16 protein-coding genes are annotated in these 18082 nt (G+C 43.3%); 7 read left to right on the top strand and 9 right to left on the bottom strand.

Going from position 1 to position 18082, the window contains the following annotated elements:
• Window positions 1-2 precede the first annotated feature (2 nt).
• Window positions 3-2909 carry a tetratricopeptide repeat protein gene (locus tag PQO05_RS23710; RefSeq protein WP_273629930.1) on the top strand — a complete coding sequence of 969 codons (2907 nt, stop codon included), beginning with the start codon at window positions 3-5 and terminating at the stop codon, window positions 2907-2909.
• Window positions 2910-2980: 71 nt separating this feature from the next.
• Here PQO05_RS23710 and PQO05_RS23705 read toward each other — a convergent pair whose 3' ends face one another.
• On the bottom strand, window positions 2981-3958 hold the full coding sequence (locus PQO05_RS23705; protein WP_273629929.1) for a YeiH family protein: 978 nt from the start codon (window positions 3956-3958) through the stop codon (window positions 2981-2983).
• A gap of 171 nt (window positions 3959-4129) precedes the next feature.
• Between PQO05_RS23705 and PQO05_RS23700 the strand changes: the two genes are divergently transcribed.
• Window positions 4130-4528 (top strand): OsmC family protein, encoded by a 399-nt coding sequence (locus PQO05_RS23700; protein ID WP_273629928.1) that lies wholly within the window; start codon window positions 4130-4132, stop codon window positions 4526-4528.
• Window positions 4529-4532: 4 nt separating this feature from the next.
• On the opposite strand, the gene PQO05_RS23695 is transcribed toward PQO05_RS23700, so the two are convergent.
• The 3 genes from PQO05_RS23695 to PQO05_RS23685 are packed head-to-tail and all read right to left on the bottom strand — an operon-like array spanning window position 4533 to window position 6410.
• Window positions 4533-4943, bottom strand: a complete 411-nt coding sequence (locus PQO05_RS23695; protein WP_273629927.1) for a DUF6691 family protein — start codon at window positions 4941-4943, stop codon at window positions 4533-4535.
• A gap of 4 nt (window positions 4944-4947) precedes the next feature.
• On the bottom strand, window positions 4948-5511 hold the full coding sequence (locus PQO05_RS23690; RefSeq protein WP_273629926.1) for a YeeE/YedE family protein: 564 nt from the start codon (window positions 5509-5511) through the stop codon (window positions 4948-4950).
• A gap of 2 nt (window positions 5512-5513) precedes the next feature.
• A complete protein-coding gene (locus PQO05_RS23685) occupies window positions 5514-6410 on the bottom strand; it encodes a LysR substrate-binding domain-containing protein (RefSeq protein ID WP_273629925.1) in 897 nt (298 codons plus the stop codon).
• Between the two features lie 201 nt (window positions 6411-6611).
• On the opposite strand from PQO05_RS23685, the gene PQO05_RS23680 reads away from it, so the two are divergent.
• The 3 genes from PQO05_RS23680 to PQO05_RS23670 all read left to right on the top strand — a co-directional run bounded on the left by PQO05_RS23680 (window position 6612) and on the right by PQO05_RS23670 (window position 9164).
• The gene (locus PQO05_RS23680) at window positions 6612-7283 is read left to right on the top strand and encodes a hypothetical protein (RefSeq protein WP_273629924.1); all 672 of its coding nucleotides are present in this window, start codon (window positions 6612-6614) and stop codon (window positions 7281-7283) included.
• A 146-nt stretch (window positions 7284-7429) separates the two neighbouring features.
• Window positions 7430-8461 (top strand): aldo/keto reductase, encoded by a 1032-nt coding sequence (locus PQO05_RS23675; RefSeq protein WP_273629923.1) that lies wholly within the window; start codon window positions 7430-7432, stop codon window positions 8459-8461.
• Between the two features lie 130 nt (window positions 8462-8591).
• Complete coding sequence (locus PQO05_RS23670; protein ID WP_273629922.1) at window positions 8592-9164, top strand: hypothetical protein; 573 nt, start codon at window positions 8592-8594, stop codon at window positions 9162-9164.
• Between the two features lie 4 nt (window positions 9165-9168).
• Here the strand turns inward: PQO05_RS23670 and PQO05_RS23665 are convergent, their stop codons facing one another.
• The 5 genes from PQO05_RS23665 to PQO05_RS23645 form a co-directional block, all read right to left on the bottom strand.
• Window positions 9169-9726, bottom strand: coding sequence for a hypothetical protein (locus tag PQO05_RS23665; protein ID WP_273629921.1), 558 nt, complete (start codon window positions 9724-9726; stop codon window positions 9169-9171).
• A gap of 248 nt (window positions 9727-9974) precedes the next feature.
• Window positions 9975-11192 (bottom strand): IS4 family transposase, encoded by a 1218-nt coding sequence (locus PQO05_RS23660; protein WP_273629920.1) that lies wholly within the window; start codon window positions 11190-11192, stop codon window positions 9975-9977.
• A gap of 133 nt (window positions 11193-11325) precedes the next feature.
• Window positions 11326-11901, bottom strand: coding sequence for a DUF1572 domain-containing protein (locus PQO05_RS23655; protein WP_273629919.1), 576 nt, complete (start codon window positions 11899-11901; stop codon window positions 11326-11328).
• A 127-nt stretch (window positions 11902-12028) separates the two neighbouring features.
• Complete coding sequence (locus tag PQO05_RS23650) at window positions 12029-12946, bottom strand: SMP-30/gluconolactonase/LRE family protein (protein ID WP_273629918.1); 918 nt, start codon at window positions 12944-12946, stop codon at window positions 12029-12031.
• A gap of 57 nt (window positions 12947-13003) precedes the next feature.
• On the bottom strand, window positions 13004-13987 hold the full coding sequence (locus PQO05_RS23645) for a polysaccharide deacetylase family protein (RefSeq protein WP_273629917.1): 984 nt from the start codon (window positions 13985-13987) through the stop codon (window positions 13004-13006).
• Window positions 13988-14088: 101 nt separating this feature from the next.
• Here PQO05_RS23645 and PQO05_RS23640 point away from each other — a divergent pair, with 101 nt between their 5' ends.
• Together PQO05_RS23640 and gcvP are read left to right on the top strand one after the other, a co-directional pair.
• Complete coding sequence (locus PQO05_RS23640) at window positions 14089-14850, top strand: pyridoxine 5'-phosphate synthase (RefSeq protein WP_273629916.1); 762 nt, start codon at window positions 14089-14091, stop codon at window positions 14848-14850.
• Between the two features lie 151 nt (window positions 14851-15001).
• Window positions 15002-17911 carry an aminomethyl-transferring glycine dehydrogenase gene (gene gcvP / locus PQO05_RS23635; protein ID WP_273629915.1) on the top strand — a complete coding sequence of 970 codons (2910 nt, stop codon included), beginning with the start codon at window positions 15002-15004 and terminating at the stop codon, window positions 17909-17911.
• Window positions 17912-18082 lie beyond the last annotated feature (171 nt).

Here is an 18082-nt window from a genome sequence, read left to right as displayed (position 1 = left end):
GTATGAAGCGCTTGCTTATTTATGTTGTGTTGCTGTTACCGGTTACGGCTAACGTTGTAAAAGCCCAGTCCCTTAACCCCGATAGTGCGGTATTGGCACTCCGTGATCTCAAAACTATTCAGGCACAATTGGTACAGCAGCCAACCGTAAAAGGCCCCGCACAAATTGCATTGATTAGCAATATGCTGAAACTTGGCGTATGGGATAAAGCGCTGCAACTGATTAATGCGGGTAACCTCTCATCAGCCGATTACAAATTATTAAGGGCCGACTACCTCATCTTAAATAACGATTTTAAAAACGCCGAACTTTTAGTGAATAGCGTTTTAGCCACAAAAGGTACTAACGAAAAAGCTATCCGGCTGAAAGCATATTTACAGATCCAGGCCTGGCGTTTACCGCAAGCCATTGCTACGTGCAAAAAATCGCTGGCACGCAACCATAACCAGGAAGAAACTGAACTATTGATGGGCCGTGCCTTATTGCTGCAGAAAAAATATCCGCAGGCTTTAGATATCGCCAAAAAACTGGAAGCTAAAAATGCCCAAAACGCAGGTGCTTATTTATTAGAGGCCGATGTTTATTTCTGGAACCAGCACGCCGATCAGGCAGAGGCTCCCTTGAAAAAATCATTAGCCATCGACCCGTATAATGCCGATGCCCGCTTTAGCTATGGTTATGCCATTTGGCGCCGCATTGATGCCACTCAGTTAAATGCAATGGCTGCACAATGGGAAATCGCCTTGGCTGTAAATCCGCTGCATTTTTCTACCAACTGGCATTGGGGTAATGGGCATACCAACTTAACCTATGCCGATTATGCCGAAAAAAATGATGAAGAAGTAAGAAAAGCTTTAGCGCCTGCCGATTCTTTGTTCAGTGCCAATAAAATTAACGAAGCCATTGCCTTCACCCATGTTATCCAAAAAAAATATCCGAATTCGGTGTTACCGTTGATGCACCGCGGCTCGCTGTATTACAGCGCTTTTGATACTAACAGGAAGCTGAGGCTGGATTCGGCAGAGAAAATATTCCGCCAGATTTTGGCTCGCAAAAAGCATTATGGTCCGGCTCATAATGGTTTGGCAGCGGTTATTAAATCAAAACGTATTCCATACCTGTACCTTTACGATTCTGTAACCCATGTGCTGAATACGCTGAAGATAGCCGATGAAAAAAACTTCCTTAAAGTATTTCCTGATGTATCGTACTACCCCGGCCATTTGGCTAAGGCTATGGTTTATAACCAGCTGTATGCGGCTAAGGTTTATTTTCCGTTTTTGGCTAAAGAGGGCAATGCTTTTAGGGTTTCGCCCTTGCATATCGATTTGGCGATAACCATGAAATCGCCAAGTTTCCGGTATTCAACCACGTTTGATAACCGTCAGTGGATGGATATTCGCGGTGTGGGTAGCGGCGCAGCCGATATTGAGTATGTAGAACGCGGCGCCTACGAGGAGCGTAATGTTATTTTGCACGAATACACCCACTTGTATGACGGGAGAGTGTTTACCGACGAGGAGACCCGTGCGGTAAGGGCGCATTATTACAAAGCCATGGCCGAGCATCGTACATTAGATTACTACTCACAAAATAATGAATCGGAGTACCTGGCGCAAACTTACCCTGCTTATTTTGAACCGGTAAAGGTGCATCCACTTGATTTTAAATCGATGAATACCCGCGCCGACCTGATTGCTAAAGACCCCGGCATGTACGAGTTTATCGACAAACTGGTTAAACGCCAGCGTGCTTACCTGGCAGGCGATAAAAGCGCTATGGCCAGTAACTGGGCCGAGGTTTATCTGAACTTAAGCAACCGTTCGGCCAGGAGAAAGGATTCAACAAAAACCGCAGCTTATCTGGATACCGCGCTTACTTATGATAGTAAGTACCTGCCGGTTTACCTGGCCTACTCGCATTTAAAAACCAAACGAAAAGACTTTGCATCGGCTGCACAATGGTTGCAAAAGGCCGAAGCGGTTAACCCAAATTACGCCCCGATTTATGTAGCCCATGCTGATTTAGCAGAGGCGCAGTATAATGCCGGGTTGATAGATCAGCCCACTGCCGTAAGCCAGCAGGCAGATTATTTAAATAAAGCCGCCAAAATAGAAGACGATTATATGGAGCAGGCTGGCATTAACAGGCAACTGCGCGAAATGTACCGCGATAACGGTTTGATTGCCGAGGCAATTGATGCAGCGGCTTATTATGCAAAAAACGGCGCATCGGTATCAACCTATTTAAGAGACCAGCGCGATGATGCGGCTGCATTTGTGGATGTTAATAAGTCGGAACTGGGTTACCCCGAACCGATTGCAGAGTTACAACATCTGGTAGAACAGAAACCGCAAAACTTCGAGTTCCGCAGTATGTATGCCGAAGCTTTGGCTGCCAATAAGCAATACCCTAAAGCCATAGAAACTTTGCAACAGGCCCAACGTATTTTAAAAGCCGGGGGCGAGGGCAGCGCATGGTTTAACCTGCAAATCGCAACTTATTATAACGAGCTGGGCCAAAAAGATTCGGTAACCAAATATTTACCGGTCGCTACTAAATTTAAAAATTCTAAAGATGAAAACGGCTTGTATTATATCCGTTTACTTAACGCTACCGGCAAAGCCGCTGAAGCTACAGAAATACTGAAAGCTTTCCCGCTTACCGGTAGTCAGGCTTATTTGAGCGATTATGCTTACACCCAGGGTAAAATACTGGAGGCTGCCCAGCCCGAACTGGCAGCCGTGAGTTATGAAAAGGCCATTAAATACAATCCTTATATTTTTAAGGTCTATCCATGGTTAATTACCTACTACAACAAGAACGGGCAAGCTGTTAAAGCCGATGCATTAAAGAACAATTTAAAGCTGTTGAAAATTCAACCCGGCAGTAGCTTAAGCATGATGTAAGCACCAAACTAACATAAATAGAGAAGCCCTAAATGTTTAGCATTTAGGGCTTCTTGTTTATATAGAATTTATTAAGCCAGGTGCATAACCGCATATAAGGCTGTGGTTGATATTAAGATCCAAAGGGCAACGCCCTGCGCCAGTGGTTTAACACCAACTGATGCCAGCACCTTGCGTGATAAACCTGCGCCAATTAAAAATAAGGTCAAGGTTAAACCCGCCTTGGCAATCATAATTAAATAAGGGCTTATCATACTTACCGCCGGGATGTAAGTATTAACCACCATCGCTAATATAAACAGGCCGATGAAATAAGGTATCTTGATCTTTTTTGATTTATTCTTGAAAATAAAGGTCGACATAAAGGCTACGGGGATAATCCACAATGCCCTGGCCAGTTTAACGGTAGTGGCTACTTCTAAAGCATGCGGGCCATATTTGGCAGCTGCGCCGACTACAGAGCTGGTATCATGTATTGCGATAGCACACCATAAACCAAACTGGGTTTGTGACAGGTTGAAGTGATGGCCGATAACCGGAAACACAAACAGTGCTATAGAATTGAGGATAAACACACAGCCTAGTGCAACCGAGATCTGCTTTTCTTCAGCCTTAATTACCGGTGAAATTGCTGCAATGGCACTACCGCCGCAAATGGCAGTCCCGGCTGAGATAAGATATGATGTTTTTTTCTCGATGTTTAACCAGCGACCCATCAGGTAACCGAAAACTAAAGTGCCGCTGATAGAGGCGATGGTAAATAGTATACCTTCTTTACCGGCCTGCATGGCGCTATGCACATTCATCCCAAAGCCTAAACCCACCACAGAAACCTGTAATAGAATATGGGTGGCCTTATGATTAAGATGCAAATAAGGGTGACCGATAAATTGAGCAACTACCAAGCCCATTAAAAGCGCAACCGCCGGACTAATAAACGGCGTTAAACACAGCGCAATGCCGAAAATGAAAATCACTTTACGTGTATTATCATTCATATTAAACAGCAATGCGCTGCTTGTTTTGCCGATTTGATTTGAAGTATCCATAACCTTGTTTTGTTTTGATACTTCAAATGTCTATCAATTTACGATTGTATTTTTATCATTAAATCCTATGTTTGATAACTTAAAGTAATAGATATTTACTTCTTGTAATTATTTTTTATACTTAATTGCCTATTAATAAATTTGTTAATCATAAACCATTGATCACCAATCATGAAAATTTCGGCAAGTATAGATAGCAAGTTAAATCAGCATAAAATCTCGGTTCAAACCAATGATGCGGCAAAAGAAGTACACATAGAACCCAAAGTTACAGGCTATGGCTCGTCCATTAATGGAGCCGAATTGTTATTGCTTTCTCTGGCTACCTGTTTCTGTAATGATATTTATCGCGAAGCCGCAAAAAGAGATATTAAGGTAACAGGTGTAGGAGTTGATTTTACAGGCGAGTTTGGCGCAGATGGTGAACCCGGCTCAAATTTTAGTTACAAGGCAAACGTTATTTCGGATGCACCCGCAGAAGTAATTAATGAATTAATAGATCATACCGATAGGATAGCCGAAATTCATAACACTTTACGTAAAGGCCTGGCTATTACTTTGAATAAATAGCTAATTAATGCGGCAATTTATCCCTCAACAAACCATAAACCCAGGTGCCGGTAATAGCGCTTAGTAACGTTACACTAATTACCAGAAAGCCGCTGCCAATTTGCGCAAACAGCGGACCGGGGCATGCGCCGGTAATTGCCCAGCCGAGGCCGAAGATTAAGCCGCCCCATACATTACCCCAGTGAAATTTTTTGTCGTGGATAACAACGGTTTCGTGGTTGATGGTTTTGATGTGGAAACGTTTGATGATCTGAATGGAGATCATGGCAACCACAATGGCACTACCAATAATACCATACATGTGAAAAGCTTGCAGCCTGAACATTTCCTGGATACGGAACCAGGATACCACCTGCGATTTAATGAGTATAATGCCGAATAGCATGCCGATGATAAGATATTTAATGTTGCGCATACTGTTACAATTGAAGTAAATAAGGTAAAATAAACCAGGTGCATACAAAGCCACCAACCATAAAGCAAATAGTTGCCATCAGCGACGGCCACTGCAAAGACGAGATGCCCATAATGGCATGCCCGGAAGTACAGCCACCTGCGTACCGCGTACCAAAGCCCACCAGAAAACCGCCAACTACCATAAATACCAACCCGCGCAGCGTAAATAATTGGCCGAAGCTGAAAATATCAGCAGGCAATAATCCGCTGAAATCTTTAACACCCTCGTGTTGCAGGATTGTGATGGTAGCTGGGTTTATCCCAACCTGGCCGGGATTCGACAGAAAGTAAGTGGCAATGAAGCCGCCCAGCGCAATTCCCAGTACAAAGAAGAGGTTCCAGCTTTCTTTCTTCCAGTCGTATTTAAAAAACGAAATATTAGCCGGGATACAGGCTGCACAGATATGTCGCAGTGAAGACGATATGCCAAAAGTCTTATTGCCCAGCAAAAGTAAAGCAGGCACTACCAGCCCAATCAGCGGACCGGCTACGTACCAGGGCCAGGGTTGTTTTATCAATTCAATCATAATTAGTTCGGTTTATAAGTGCGTGCAAAGCGCATAAACAGTTCGGCCAGCGAATGCGGTTGCCCGTGTTGCTGGATAAAATGAAAAGGCCGTTCGATACTCAACCCTTTTACATCCACTATCCGGCATTCGTTATTCCTTAGTTCATTTAAAATACTGTGTACCGATAAAAACGCCAGGCAATTGCTATGCAGCAGATACGATTTTATGCTTTCGGTATCACTCAGCTGCATTTCTATTTGCAGATCGGCCAGTTTAATATTGTGCTTTTTCAGGGCGTGGGTTATTACGTCTAAAGTACCCGAGCCATGTTCGCGCAATAACAATGCATAGTTCTTTAATTCTTCGGGTTTTAATACATCCTTTTTTAGCATAGTATTATTAGTCGCGCTCACCAGTACCAGTTCGTCCTCCAAATATTCTTCGTATTTAATTTGCGGGTTGCGCGATATGCCTTCTATAATGCCAATTTCAATCTCCTTATTTAATAATGCCTGCTCTACCTCTTCGGTATTACCGGTAATGAGTTGAACCTGTATATCTTTAAACTTTTTGTGAAACTGAGCCAGTACCGGTGGTATTACATATTGCGCTACCGTTGTGCTTGCGCCAATACGCAGATGGCCGCCGTGCTGTTTTACCAGCAGGTTCATATCATATTCCAGTTCCCGGTAAACGTTGAGGATTTGTAGCACATGCTGTAATAAGATTTCACCGGCAGGAGTGAGGCTGATCTTCTTGTTGCCGCTTCGCTCGAAAAGGGAAACCTTAAACTGACTCTCCAGCTCTTTAATGTGCTTGGTTACCGCGGGCTGCGTAATAAATAACTCGGCAGCAGCTTTGGTAAAGTTAAGCCGCCGGGCTACGGTATAAAACACTTGCAAACGGAAATCGAGCATGAGAGCAAAGATTGTTATTAAGATCGAAATTAAGTATTTGTGAGAGGATATTGATGATATGCTCTTTATTCATGTAATTGCATTATCAAATCAATTGAAATGCTTAACCGGATAATTATTATCCTAATCTGTGTTATAAATCTGGAATCGTGCTCAACACAAACGGATACAGCATTGGTAGCCAATTGGCATACTTATCCCGTGCCTACTAATAAAGATTCAATTTATAAATTAGGCTTTGCATCCGTCAAGTGGAATGTGTTCTTACAAAATAATGAAGTGCATGTAATTAACCATGACCTTATTACAGATAGTGGCCTGATTCCCTTTAAGATCAAATTACCTAAAGATGAAATAAAAAACGCGCATGGAGAACGCTCTGTTTTGAAAGTAGATGATGGCTATTTGGTAGGGTTCTTTGCAGGAGAATGGGGTGGATGTTTATATTGGTTTTCAAATGATGGTAAACAGCAGTATAAAATATCGGATGATGAGATTGTGCAATTTGTAAAAAGAAATAATAAAAATTACGCTATCCAGGGCGTTGCTCACATGGGTATGTCAGAGGGTAGCATTATTGATATTGAAAGGATTAATGGCAAATGGCAAGCAAGCCAATATCTAAAATTACCAACAGCCGCTGCCGCAATTGCAGTAGATGCTCAGGATAATTTTGTTATTGTTACATCTAAAAGCCTTTTAAAGATTGACACTGCAAAAAGCATCATTCCGTTAGTTGAAAAAGGCATTTGGAACGCACTCTATCCAACATCAATTGTAATTAAAAATAATCTTGCTTATGTCGGTATGTCTAAAGGTATTTTTAAATACGATCTGAATACCGGTAAACAAGAGTGGCTGCTTAAAGATTAAGACACGTTCTTATGCCCCCATCCTCCTAATTTCATTTCTTTTCATTACCGTGACACACAAGTTAACACAAGGCTGTTAAATTTGAGATATACGCTTGGTTATGTACGGACCGGGCGTATAATTTTTTCATCTTTTAACCACACACTATGGAATACAGACAATTAGGTGCCTCGGGACTGCATGTGCCGGTACTAAGTTTCGGCACGGCTACCTTTGGCGGCGGTAACGAATTTTTTAAAGCCTGGGGCAACACCCAGCTCGATGATGCCAAAAAACTGATTCACCTTTGCCTTGATGCCGGGGTTACTTTGTTCGACACTGCCGATGTTTACTCGAGCGGGATCTCTGAAGAAATTTTAGGTCAGGCTTTGGAAGGGTTGCGTAACCGCGTATTAATTTCGACCAAAGCAACTTTCAGAATGGGTGAAGGGCCGAATGATTATGGTTCATCACGCTTTCACCTCATCGAATCGGTAAACAACAGTTTAAAACGTTTACAAACCGACCATATTGATATTTACCACCTGCACGGTTTCGACGGGAATACCCCGGTTGAAGAAACCCTGCGCGCATTAGACGACCTGGTAACCAGCGGTAAAGTACGTTACATTGCCTGCTCTAATTTTTCGGGCTGGCATTTAATGAAATCGCTTTCGATATCAGAGCGTTATGGCTGGGCACGTTATGTAGGCCACCAGGCGTACTATTCATTATTAGATCGCGAGTTTGAGTGGGAATTGATGTCATTGGGTATCGACCAAAAAGTAGGAACCATCGTATGGAGCCCGTTGGCAAGTGGACAATTGGGCGGTAAATTCCGCAGAGGCCAACCGATCCCCCAGGATAACCGCCGCAGTCAGGGTGGTAGCCATGGTCCGGAAACAGATTTTGAACATCTATACAAAATTGTTGATGCTTTAGACGAAGTAGCCGAAGAAGTTGGCAAAAGCGTAGCGCAGGTAGCACTAAACTGGTTGCTGCAACGCCCAACAGTAGCCAACCTGGTAATAGGTGCACGTAACGAAGAGCAACTGAAACAAAACCTTGCCGCAGTAGGATGGAACCTTACTACCGAGCAGGTAAAAAAACTGGATGACGCCAGCTATAAAGATCCGATTTATCCGTACTGGCACCAACGCCAGGATACGAGATTGAATCCGCTACCGAAATTCTATTAAAAACTACCCCTCCCTAACCCTCCCCAAAGGGGCGGGTTAGGGAGGGGTTTTAACCTTCTTTAACATTAAATAACATATTTTTACAACTGATAGGAGTAGCTTAGATGGTGCAACCTTAAACACCATCATTATGCGTATCAAGTTGTTTTTCATGTTCCTGTTTTTCCTGCTGTCGAAGTGTAACGATGGCTTTTGCCAAACTGTATACTTACTAAATGCACCACCGGATTGGACGGTAGAACGCTTTGCCCTGCCGCCTGTATTTGCGCCTGGTTTGCCGATTAAAGGGATTGAGGATATCCGTTTTTCGCCCGGCTGGAGCAAAAAGAAAGGTGACGGTTACTGGACTTACTGTTACCTGTGGACTTTAGAAAGTAATGAACCACTTACGCAGGCAGATATTGAAACCTGTTTAAAGTATTACTATACAGGATTGGTGAAAAGTAATTTAAAGGACGCCAAAATAGATAGTACCCATACCATCCCCGTAACGGTAAACCTACATAGCATCCCCAATGTTGCTGCCGGGAAAAAAGCTTTTGAAGGCGAGTTGCACATGCTCGATTATATGACGCAAACTCCAATAACATTGAACTTCAAAATTCACCAGAGAGGTAACTATATCTTTTTTGAAGCTTCGCCTTTACCTTATTCAAATAAAATATGGGCGGTTATGGATTCGGCGCTGAAAGAAGTAAGGTAATAGCTTAGCTTAATTGATATTGGATGAGGTAAAAAGCCTCATCTCCATCATCTGTTATTTCATTTATAACTTGCGTATCCGCCTCCGTGTATTCATCGGGCGATAGGTACATGGGGATTGATGTAGTATTTTCGTTATGCAAAATCTTGTTTTGCGGAATAGTAACTTTAACAATTTGCTGTGGAATAACTTTAACTTCTTCCACACCCATGTTATAGGGATATTCGCCCAGGGTTAAGCGTCCTTTTCCCTTTACAAACTTGCCGAAATAGCCGTTGTTAATCACGCCTTCAGAAGCCCGGCCATTTTCGATATAAAACTGCATTTCACGGGCATCAACAACCAATACCAGTGTGCCGTTAATGGTCATTTCAGAAATTACCTTGCCGCCAAACTCATACTCTGCCGATACTATATTGGTTAAATAGCTATCACCAATTTCGCGAACCTGTAACCTGCCTTCGGCTATCATCCAAAACTTAACATATTTAGCCTTGCCGTTTTTAACCGGCAGATGCTCGTTTACACTATAACCCGCAAGGTGCGCCCAAATGGTAGCCATATTTCTGTGTTATTATTAAGCTGCAAAGTAAAGGGAAAATTGGGAAGGGGAAAGAATGGATTGGGTTTGTTTACAATTGAGTGGTGATATTTCAAATCACGTCATCCCGAACTTGTTTCAGCACCCCACTTGCTAAGCGGATATGCAAAGTTTGCTACTTGTTCTGTGGGATCCCGAAATAAATTCACTGTTGTCCGGTAAAAAATGAAGGAGATAGTAAAAGAGGCATTGAGTGGGTTTTAGAGGGATTAAGTTTTAAAACCAAATTGTGAGCCCCCTAATTTTAATTGCTTTTCCCCGGTGATTGTAGTGGACAGCCTTTCAGGATCGTTCAGAAAATTGAATAGATGTATATAACTCATCAGATGTAACCTGATAATAGCACTCAAATTGGAGAAAGCCCATTTCCTTTTAAGTTGAACCTGTACAAGTTTAATGAGCAGGTCGGCAATAAAAGCACCCCATATTTGGATCTTGATCGCATTTTCATTGTCTCCCAGGAAGTATTTGAGGGGGAAGTTTTGTTTGATCCTTTTAAACAGGATCTCGATTTGCCAGCGTTTTCTATAAAGATCAGCTATCTGTAGTGGTGATAATGAAAAGTTATTAGTGAGGAATTCAAATTTTCTGGCTTTTTGCTTATCGAAAAAGGTAATTTGACGGCTTTTAAGCTTGATTTTTTTACGATGGGTGCGTGTGCCGAGGGTGATCAAACGGTCAGCAATTATACCAGATGCCTTGTCTTCAGGGCTAACTTCATTTGAACCAGTAACCACATACCGGGCATCTTTTTTCTGGCGGGTGACAAAAAATACCCCTTCATTAGTTAAACGTTCATATTGACTGTAATCTACATAGCCTTTATCAAAAACGATAAATGAACCGGCTTCCAGGTTGATCTCCTTTAGAAAGGTCATATCATTTGCACTCGCTGCCGTGAAACTAACCTGAATGGCAACGTCATCGGTTGCATCGATCAGCGTATGTACTTTAATACCGCCTTTCCTTTTACCGTTGAGCTTACCCGGACTGGGGGCTTTGAGTATTTGTTGAAACAAAGTGATGGTAGAGGCATCCGCTATAAAAAGTTTGAGGTTATTTACCGACCGGCTGTCCGGTAAAAGTTGCTTATGCCTGCGATAAATCTGCTCATATAATAACTCGAAAACCTTATAGGAACGTTTCATATTGGCATCGCATAGTGTGCTCCTTCCCGGCGCCTTTTGTATACCTGCATGTTCGAGTTTATTACTACAGGCTTTCATCCCGCTAACCACTTCCCGGCTGCTTGTACACTTGTTTAACACACAATAAAGCATGGTGACTAAATGTGTATGCGTATCAAAATAACGATAATAACGGTCATATTGTCCCGCTCTTGCCAATGCCTTTACTGAATTGCGGTCAATCAAATTCAGCAGCTGATTCAATACCGGCTGTCCGGTAAAAAAAGTACTTTTGCCCATGTTGAATATTGAAGTGTGGTAACTCTAATATCAACACAAAAAAGGGGTAGCCGAAAAGCTACCCCTTATCTTTTTCAAAAAAATCGTTTACCGGACAACAGTGAAATAAATTCGGGATGACGTTAGTGAAGTATTATTCCTCCTTCTCCTCACCCAAAAATTCATCCGTAAAATGTTCTTTATGCTTTGGCTGAGCAAATTTGCTTGCATTATATGCTGCCGAATTGCCACGTGGAATAGATAGCGATTTCCACTGCTCGTTCATCACCATTTTACCGATAAAAACAATTTGGCCAACGTGATACGGGTAATGCGCCAGTTGCCGGTTAATGGCTTCGGTAACCGTATGCCCCATGTTGCGGATATAGATGGTAGTGTCGATATTCTCCGCATTGATAGAATCGATCGCATTGAGTAAACATTGCCAGCCTTCGTTCCATTTTTGCAGAAGTTCGGCTCGGTCTTTAATATCGTTATCAAATTCAGTTTCGCGGTCGCGATTGGGTTTCTCGCCATCGGTGGTTAAGAAGTCAGTCCATCGCGAAAGCATATTGCCCCATAAGTGCTTTACAATAGTGGCAATGCTGTTACTTTCGGGATTGTACTGCCAGAAAAGCTGCTCATCACTAAGTTGCTCGAACGTTTTTTCGCCCAGCATTTTGTAGTATTCAAATTGCTTGCGGGCGCTGGTTAGGTAATCGGGTTGCATAGGTATTATTGATTTGATATTATACAAAGAGCGCTGTCATCCTGAGCCCCGTCGAAGGATAAGCGTAGGCCATTTGCACCATGCTTCGACGGGGCTCAGCATGACATCCCTCCATTTATCGGGTAGATTACTCTACCCCCTTCACCTTCATCTTCAAAGTATAAATCGCTTTCGAAGCGGTCATAAACAATACATCCTTATTCTTCCCGGCAAAGCAGATGTTAGCTGTCCAGGGTTCTGGTATATCAATATGAGCTATTTTAACACCAGCCGGACTATAAACCGTTACGCCTTTACCGCACAGGTAAATATTACCCAGAGCATCAATCGTCATCCCGTCCGATCCCTGGTTTACAAAGACTTGTTGGTCTGTTAATGAGCCATCAGCCTGGCGGGTAAAACGATAGGTCTTATTGCCGTTAATATCGGCTACGTATAAATATTTGCCGTCGGGCGTACCGGTAATGCCATTAGGCTTTTTTAGCTGATCGTTTACAATGATAGCTTCTTTAGCGCCTTTGGGTAGATAGTAAACCTTCATGCCATCTAAGTCAGAAGTTTGGCGGGTCCAGTAATCGCGCTGATAGTAGGGGTCGGTAAAATAAATGCCGCCGGTGTTACGGTCAACCCACACATCATTAGGACCATTCAATAATTTGCCGCCGAATGACTTTACCAGTACAGTCACCTTTTTATCGGGTGCGATAGACCATAGTTCGTCATGCTCATCGGCACACGAAATCAGGTTGCCTTTTTTATCAAAATACATCCCGTTACTTCGGCCGGCACTATCCATAAACAGGGTAAGCTTGCCATTGGTATCGTATTCCCAAATCTTATTATTAGGCTGATCGGTAAAAAACACATTGCCTTTTTTATCAGTAGCCGGCCCTTCGGTAAAGCTGAACTGGTTAGAGAGCATTTGAGCCCTGGTAGTGGTATCGTACAGTGAATTGGCGTTGCCTGGTTCTGTATGATGAACGGCGGCTTGGGCGGTTATAAAAATAGCGAGTGCGCTTAAGGGGAGTATGGTTCTGAATTTCATTTATAGAGGTTTGTTGGATGCAAATGTAGTAGGTGAGGGGGAAAAAGAAGAATGGTGTTAATTGCCTCCCTCAAACTCCTCATCAACACTCTCCCGCAGATCATATAATAACCACTGCTTATTGGCGATAGATTTTGTTTCTGATTGCAGCAGTTTGATAAAGTCATTTACACCTACAGGTTCATTTCCGTTACCATGGATCAGTACAATGCTTCCGGCCTGTGGTTTCTGCCCTTTGGCCAGCCAGGCATCGGTACCGATTGGGATCAGCCCAAAATCGGTGATGCTGAAAACCAGTTTCTGATCAGACACTAATCCCGGGAACCGGAAGAAAACAGATGGTAACAGACCGTTTGACAACATATCTTTTTCGGTTTCTAAAACTTCGTAGTTAATGTTGGTGCCTGGTTCTAATAGAAAATTTTCTTTCAATGGTGCGCTTTTGCTTACGCGATGGTTGTAGGAGTGATTGATCCAGGTGATATAAATTTCATGCTTAGCCTGCATTTCTTTGAGCCAGGCCAGGTCTGCATGGTGCGTGTTCATCCAGAGTCCGGTTACAGATAAGGCAACCGGTACAGGTTGTTCTACTTTTTTAAACTCGTTGAAGATATCGGTAAAAATGCGGCGGTCTAAAGGTTTGTGCGATGGGCAAAGATCTGCGGTTAAACTGATGCCGGTTTCTTTAGGCAGGCCGCGTTCTATCCCGGCATCCTGGATCATAATGGATGCGCTTTCGGCCTTGCGTAATGCTTTTTGGTAAGGAGTGGTGCGGAAGTAATTTTTGGCTTCATCCACACTCATTGGTTTTACCTGGTAAAAACTGCTGTCGTCAATCTTGGTTTCAAGCGTTTGGGGGTTTACCAGCAGGTAATAGCTTTTGTTGCGGTCGGTAAACTTGCGGATCACCATCCAATCCTGCGGGGCGTGGTGTGCCCAGCCGAAGTAAACTTTATAGTCTTTGATCTGCGTGTAACGGGCTTGCGCACCGGCCTGCAAAGTGTATAACAATAAGAAGAGGGTGAGTAATCTGAATTTCATAAATAGCGGATCAGCAATATTTCAAAATAAAATAATCAGAAAAATGTTTGCGTTGTTAAACTGTTGTGAGATATTTACCTCCGTACTTCAATATTACAACAATGACCCGATTATCTGTTAATATCAATAAAATAGCTACGCTGCGTAATTCAAGAGGCGGCAACAATCCCGATCTGATCCAGGTTGCTAAAGATTGTGAAGCTTTCGGCGCACAGGGCATCACCGTACACCCTCGTCCTGATGAGCGCCACATCCGTTATGCTGATGTTTACGCACTGAAACAGATTTTAACTACCGAGTTTAATATTGAAGGCAATTGCGACGAAGATAAATTTGTGGAACTGGTACTGGCCAACAAACCCCACCAGGTAACCTTAGTGCCCGATGCTTTAGGCCAGCTAACCTCAAACCACGGTTGGGATACCATTACCAATAAAGCTTACCTAACCGATATGGTGAAACGCTTTAAAGATGCCGGGATCCGTGTATCTTTATTTGTTGACCCTATTGCCGAAATGGTTGAAGCCGCTGCTGAAACCGGTACCGACAGGGTAGAGCTTTACACCGAAGGGTATGCCATCCATTATGCACAAGGGCATGAACTGGCTGCTGCTCCTTACATCCTTGCTGCCAAAAAAGCGCAGGAAGTAGGATTAGGCTTAAATGCAGGCCACGACCTCGACCTGAATAACCTGAAATACTTTGCCGAAAATGTACCCGGCCTACTGGAAGTAAGCATAGGCCACGCACTCATCAGCGATGCTTTATATTTTGGTTTGGAGAATACAATACAGATGTATTTGCAGCGATTATCAAGTATCCCGTCTGATGGGGAAGAGGTTGGTACCGTAGGGACGATCTAAATATGGGCTAAAATGGCCCATACTCTACAAAATCTGTCGTTTTTGGGGTCTAATATTAATGTCAATTCTATTGTAAGTATTGCTTTACCTCATTGTTACTCAAGTGTTAAAATCTTACCTTTGCGGCATTAAAACGTGAGGGGTTCTGTACATGAGTATCAATATCAATTACCAGGAAAAATTTCAAGCCAGACACATCGCGCCTAACGAAACAGACACAGCTAAAATGCTGAAAACTGTAAAGGCCGATTCATTAGACCAGCTCATTGAGCAAACCGTGCCTGCCAAGATCAGGTTAAAGAAACCGCTTAACCTGCCCGCAGCAAAAAGTGAGTTTGATTACCTGAACACCCTAAAGCAAACCGCTTCAAAAAACAAGGTGTTTAAATCGTACATCGGCCAGGGTTATTATGATGTAATTGTACCGGGCGTTATTCAGCGCAATATCTTGGAGAATCCAGGATGGTACACCCAATACACGCCATACCAGGCCGAAATTGCACAAGGCCGTTTACAGGCTTTGTTAAACTTCCAAACGATGGTTATTGATTTAACCGGAATGGAAATTGCCAATGCATCTTTACTGGATGAAGGTACTGCAGCCGCCGAGGCTATGTTTATGCAATACAGCTTGCGTAAAAATTCGGCAGCCAACATTTTCTTCGTTTCTGAAGATGTGTTCCCGCAAACTATCGATATTTTAAAAACACGTTCTGAGCCTTACGGTATCCAATTACAAATTGGAGATCACCGCACGGTTGAACTAACCGACCAAATGTTTGGTGCCATAGTTCAATACCCTGCAGGTGACGGACAAGTTTACAACTACACTGATTTCGCCAACGCAGCACATCAAAAAAATATAAAACTTACAGTAGTAGCCGACTTAATGAGTTTGGTACTATTAACGCCACCGGGACAATGGGGTGCTGATATTGTGGTTGGTACTTCGCAACGCTTTGGCGTGCCAATGGGCTTTGGCGGCCCGCACGCTGCGTTTTTTGCTACCAAGGAAGAATACAAACGCTCTATCCCAGGCCGTATTATCGGCGTAACTATCGATAGTGCGGGCAACTACGCATTGCGTATGGCTTTGCAAACCCGCGAGCAGCACATCCGCCGCGATAAGGCAACTTCAAATATTTGTACCGCGCAGGCATTATTGGCTATTATGGCTGGTATGTATGCCGTGTATCATGGCCCGCAAGGCATTAAGTTAATTGCCGAGCGTATCCACGGTTTAAGCGTTTTACTGGCCGAGTCATTAAAACAATTGGGTTATGAGCAGTTAAACGATACTTACTTCGATACCCTTAAATTTGAGTTAGGTCATTTAGCTGGTCCACTGCATGGCGAGGCGTTGAACAACGAAATGAACCTGCACTACAAAGGTTCAGTAGTAACCATCTCTTTAGATGAAACTACCAGCGTGCAGGATATCGAAACCATTGTTCGTTTCTTTGCTAAGGTTAAAGGCAAAACCATTAACGATGTAACTTTCGACGAACTGAAAGGCAGCATCGAAACTGTGATCCCAACTGAACTGCAACGTACAGGCGAGATCTTAACCCACCCAATCTTCAACTCGCATCATTCAGAACATGAAATGCTGCGTTATATTAAATCGCTGGAGGCAAAAGATCTTTCATTATGCCACTCGATGATTGCCTTGGGTTCATGTACTATGAAACTGAATGCTACTACCGAAATGGTGCCTGTTACCTGGGCCGAGTTCAGCAAAATGCACCCCTTTGCACCAACTGACCAGGTTGGCGGCTACATGCAGATCTTTAGCGAACTGAACGATTGGTTAAGTGAAATTACCGGCTTTGCAGCCATGAGCTTACAGCCAAATGCTGGTGCACAAGGCGAGTACGCAGGTTTAATGGTTATCCGTGCTTATCATAACGATAAGGGCGATAGCCACCGTAACATTGCGCTGATCCCTTCATCTGCACACGGTACTAACCCGGCTTCGGCAGCAATGGCTGGTATGAAGATCGTGGTTGTTAAATGTGATGAGTTAGGTAATATCGACGTGGCTGATTTAAAAGCCCGCGCTGAGCAATACAAAAACGAACTATCATGTTTGATGGTAACTTACCCATCAACCCACGGTGTGTTCGAAGAATCTATCATCGAGATCTGCGAAATTATCCACGCTAACGGTGGTCAGGTTTATATGGATGGTGCCAACATGAACGCACAGGTAGGCCTAACCAGTCCTGCCAATATCGGTGCCGACGTTTGCCACTTAAATTTGCACAAAACCTTCTGTATCCCTCACGGTGGCGGTGGCCCAGGCATGGGCCCAATTGGCGTAGCAGCTCACTTAGTGCCTTACTTACCAGGCCATGCTGTGGTTGATATTGATAAAGGAAAATCTATCCCAGCTGTATCTGCAGCGCCTTGGGGTTCTGCATCTATCCTCATCATCTCTCATGCTTACATAGCCATGATGGGCAGCGAAGGTTTAACCAACGCTACCAAATATGCTATCCTGAATGCTAACTATATTAAATCGCGTCTGGAGGCTCATTATCCTGTGCTTTACACCGGCGCTAACGGCCGTTGTGCACACGAGATGATCTTAGATTGCCGTTCATTTAAAAACTTTGGCGTTGAGGTTACTGATATCGCCAAACGTTTAATGGATTATGGTTTCCACGCACCAACAGTTTCATTCCCGGTTGCGGGTACGGTAATGGTTGAGCCAACCGAATCTGAGCCTAAACACGAGCTTGACCGTTTCTGCGATGCCATGATTGCCATCCGTTACGAGATTGACAGTGTAGAAAAAGGTATTTCTGATAAAACAGATAACCCATTAAAAAATGCACCGCACACCGCAGCTGTAATTACAGCCAACGAGTGGGAGCACCCATATACCCGCCAAAAAGCAGCTTTCCCGCTGCCTTATGTGGCGCAATACAAATTCTGGCCGTCAGTTGGTCGTGTAAACGATACTTATGGCGATCGTACCTTAATTTGCTCATGCCCTCCGTTAACGGATTATGAGTTTGAAGAAAGTGAAATTACTACACCAGAATTTGGTACTTGAGAATAGAATTTTCTTGAACCAGAATTTATAGAATTCAGGAATTGCCGGAATGTTAAAAGCATTCCGGCTTTTTGTTTTTGAACCAGAATTTACTGAATTATAGAATTTTCGGAATGCCTGCGTACCTATTTCAATAACCTACATTCTGTTAATTCCTTAATTCAGTAAATT

The sequence above is a fragment of the Mucilaginibacter jinjuensis genome, assembly GCF_028596025.1.
In the GTDB taxonomy this organism is placed as follows: Bacteria; Bacteroidota; Bacteroidia; order Sphingobacteriales; family Sphingobacteriaceae; genus Mucilaginibacter; species Mucilaginibacter jinjuensis.
Note: the sequence above shows the minus strand (reverse complement) of the source record. Positions and strands in the feature narration are given on the sequence as shown.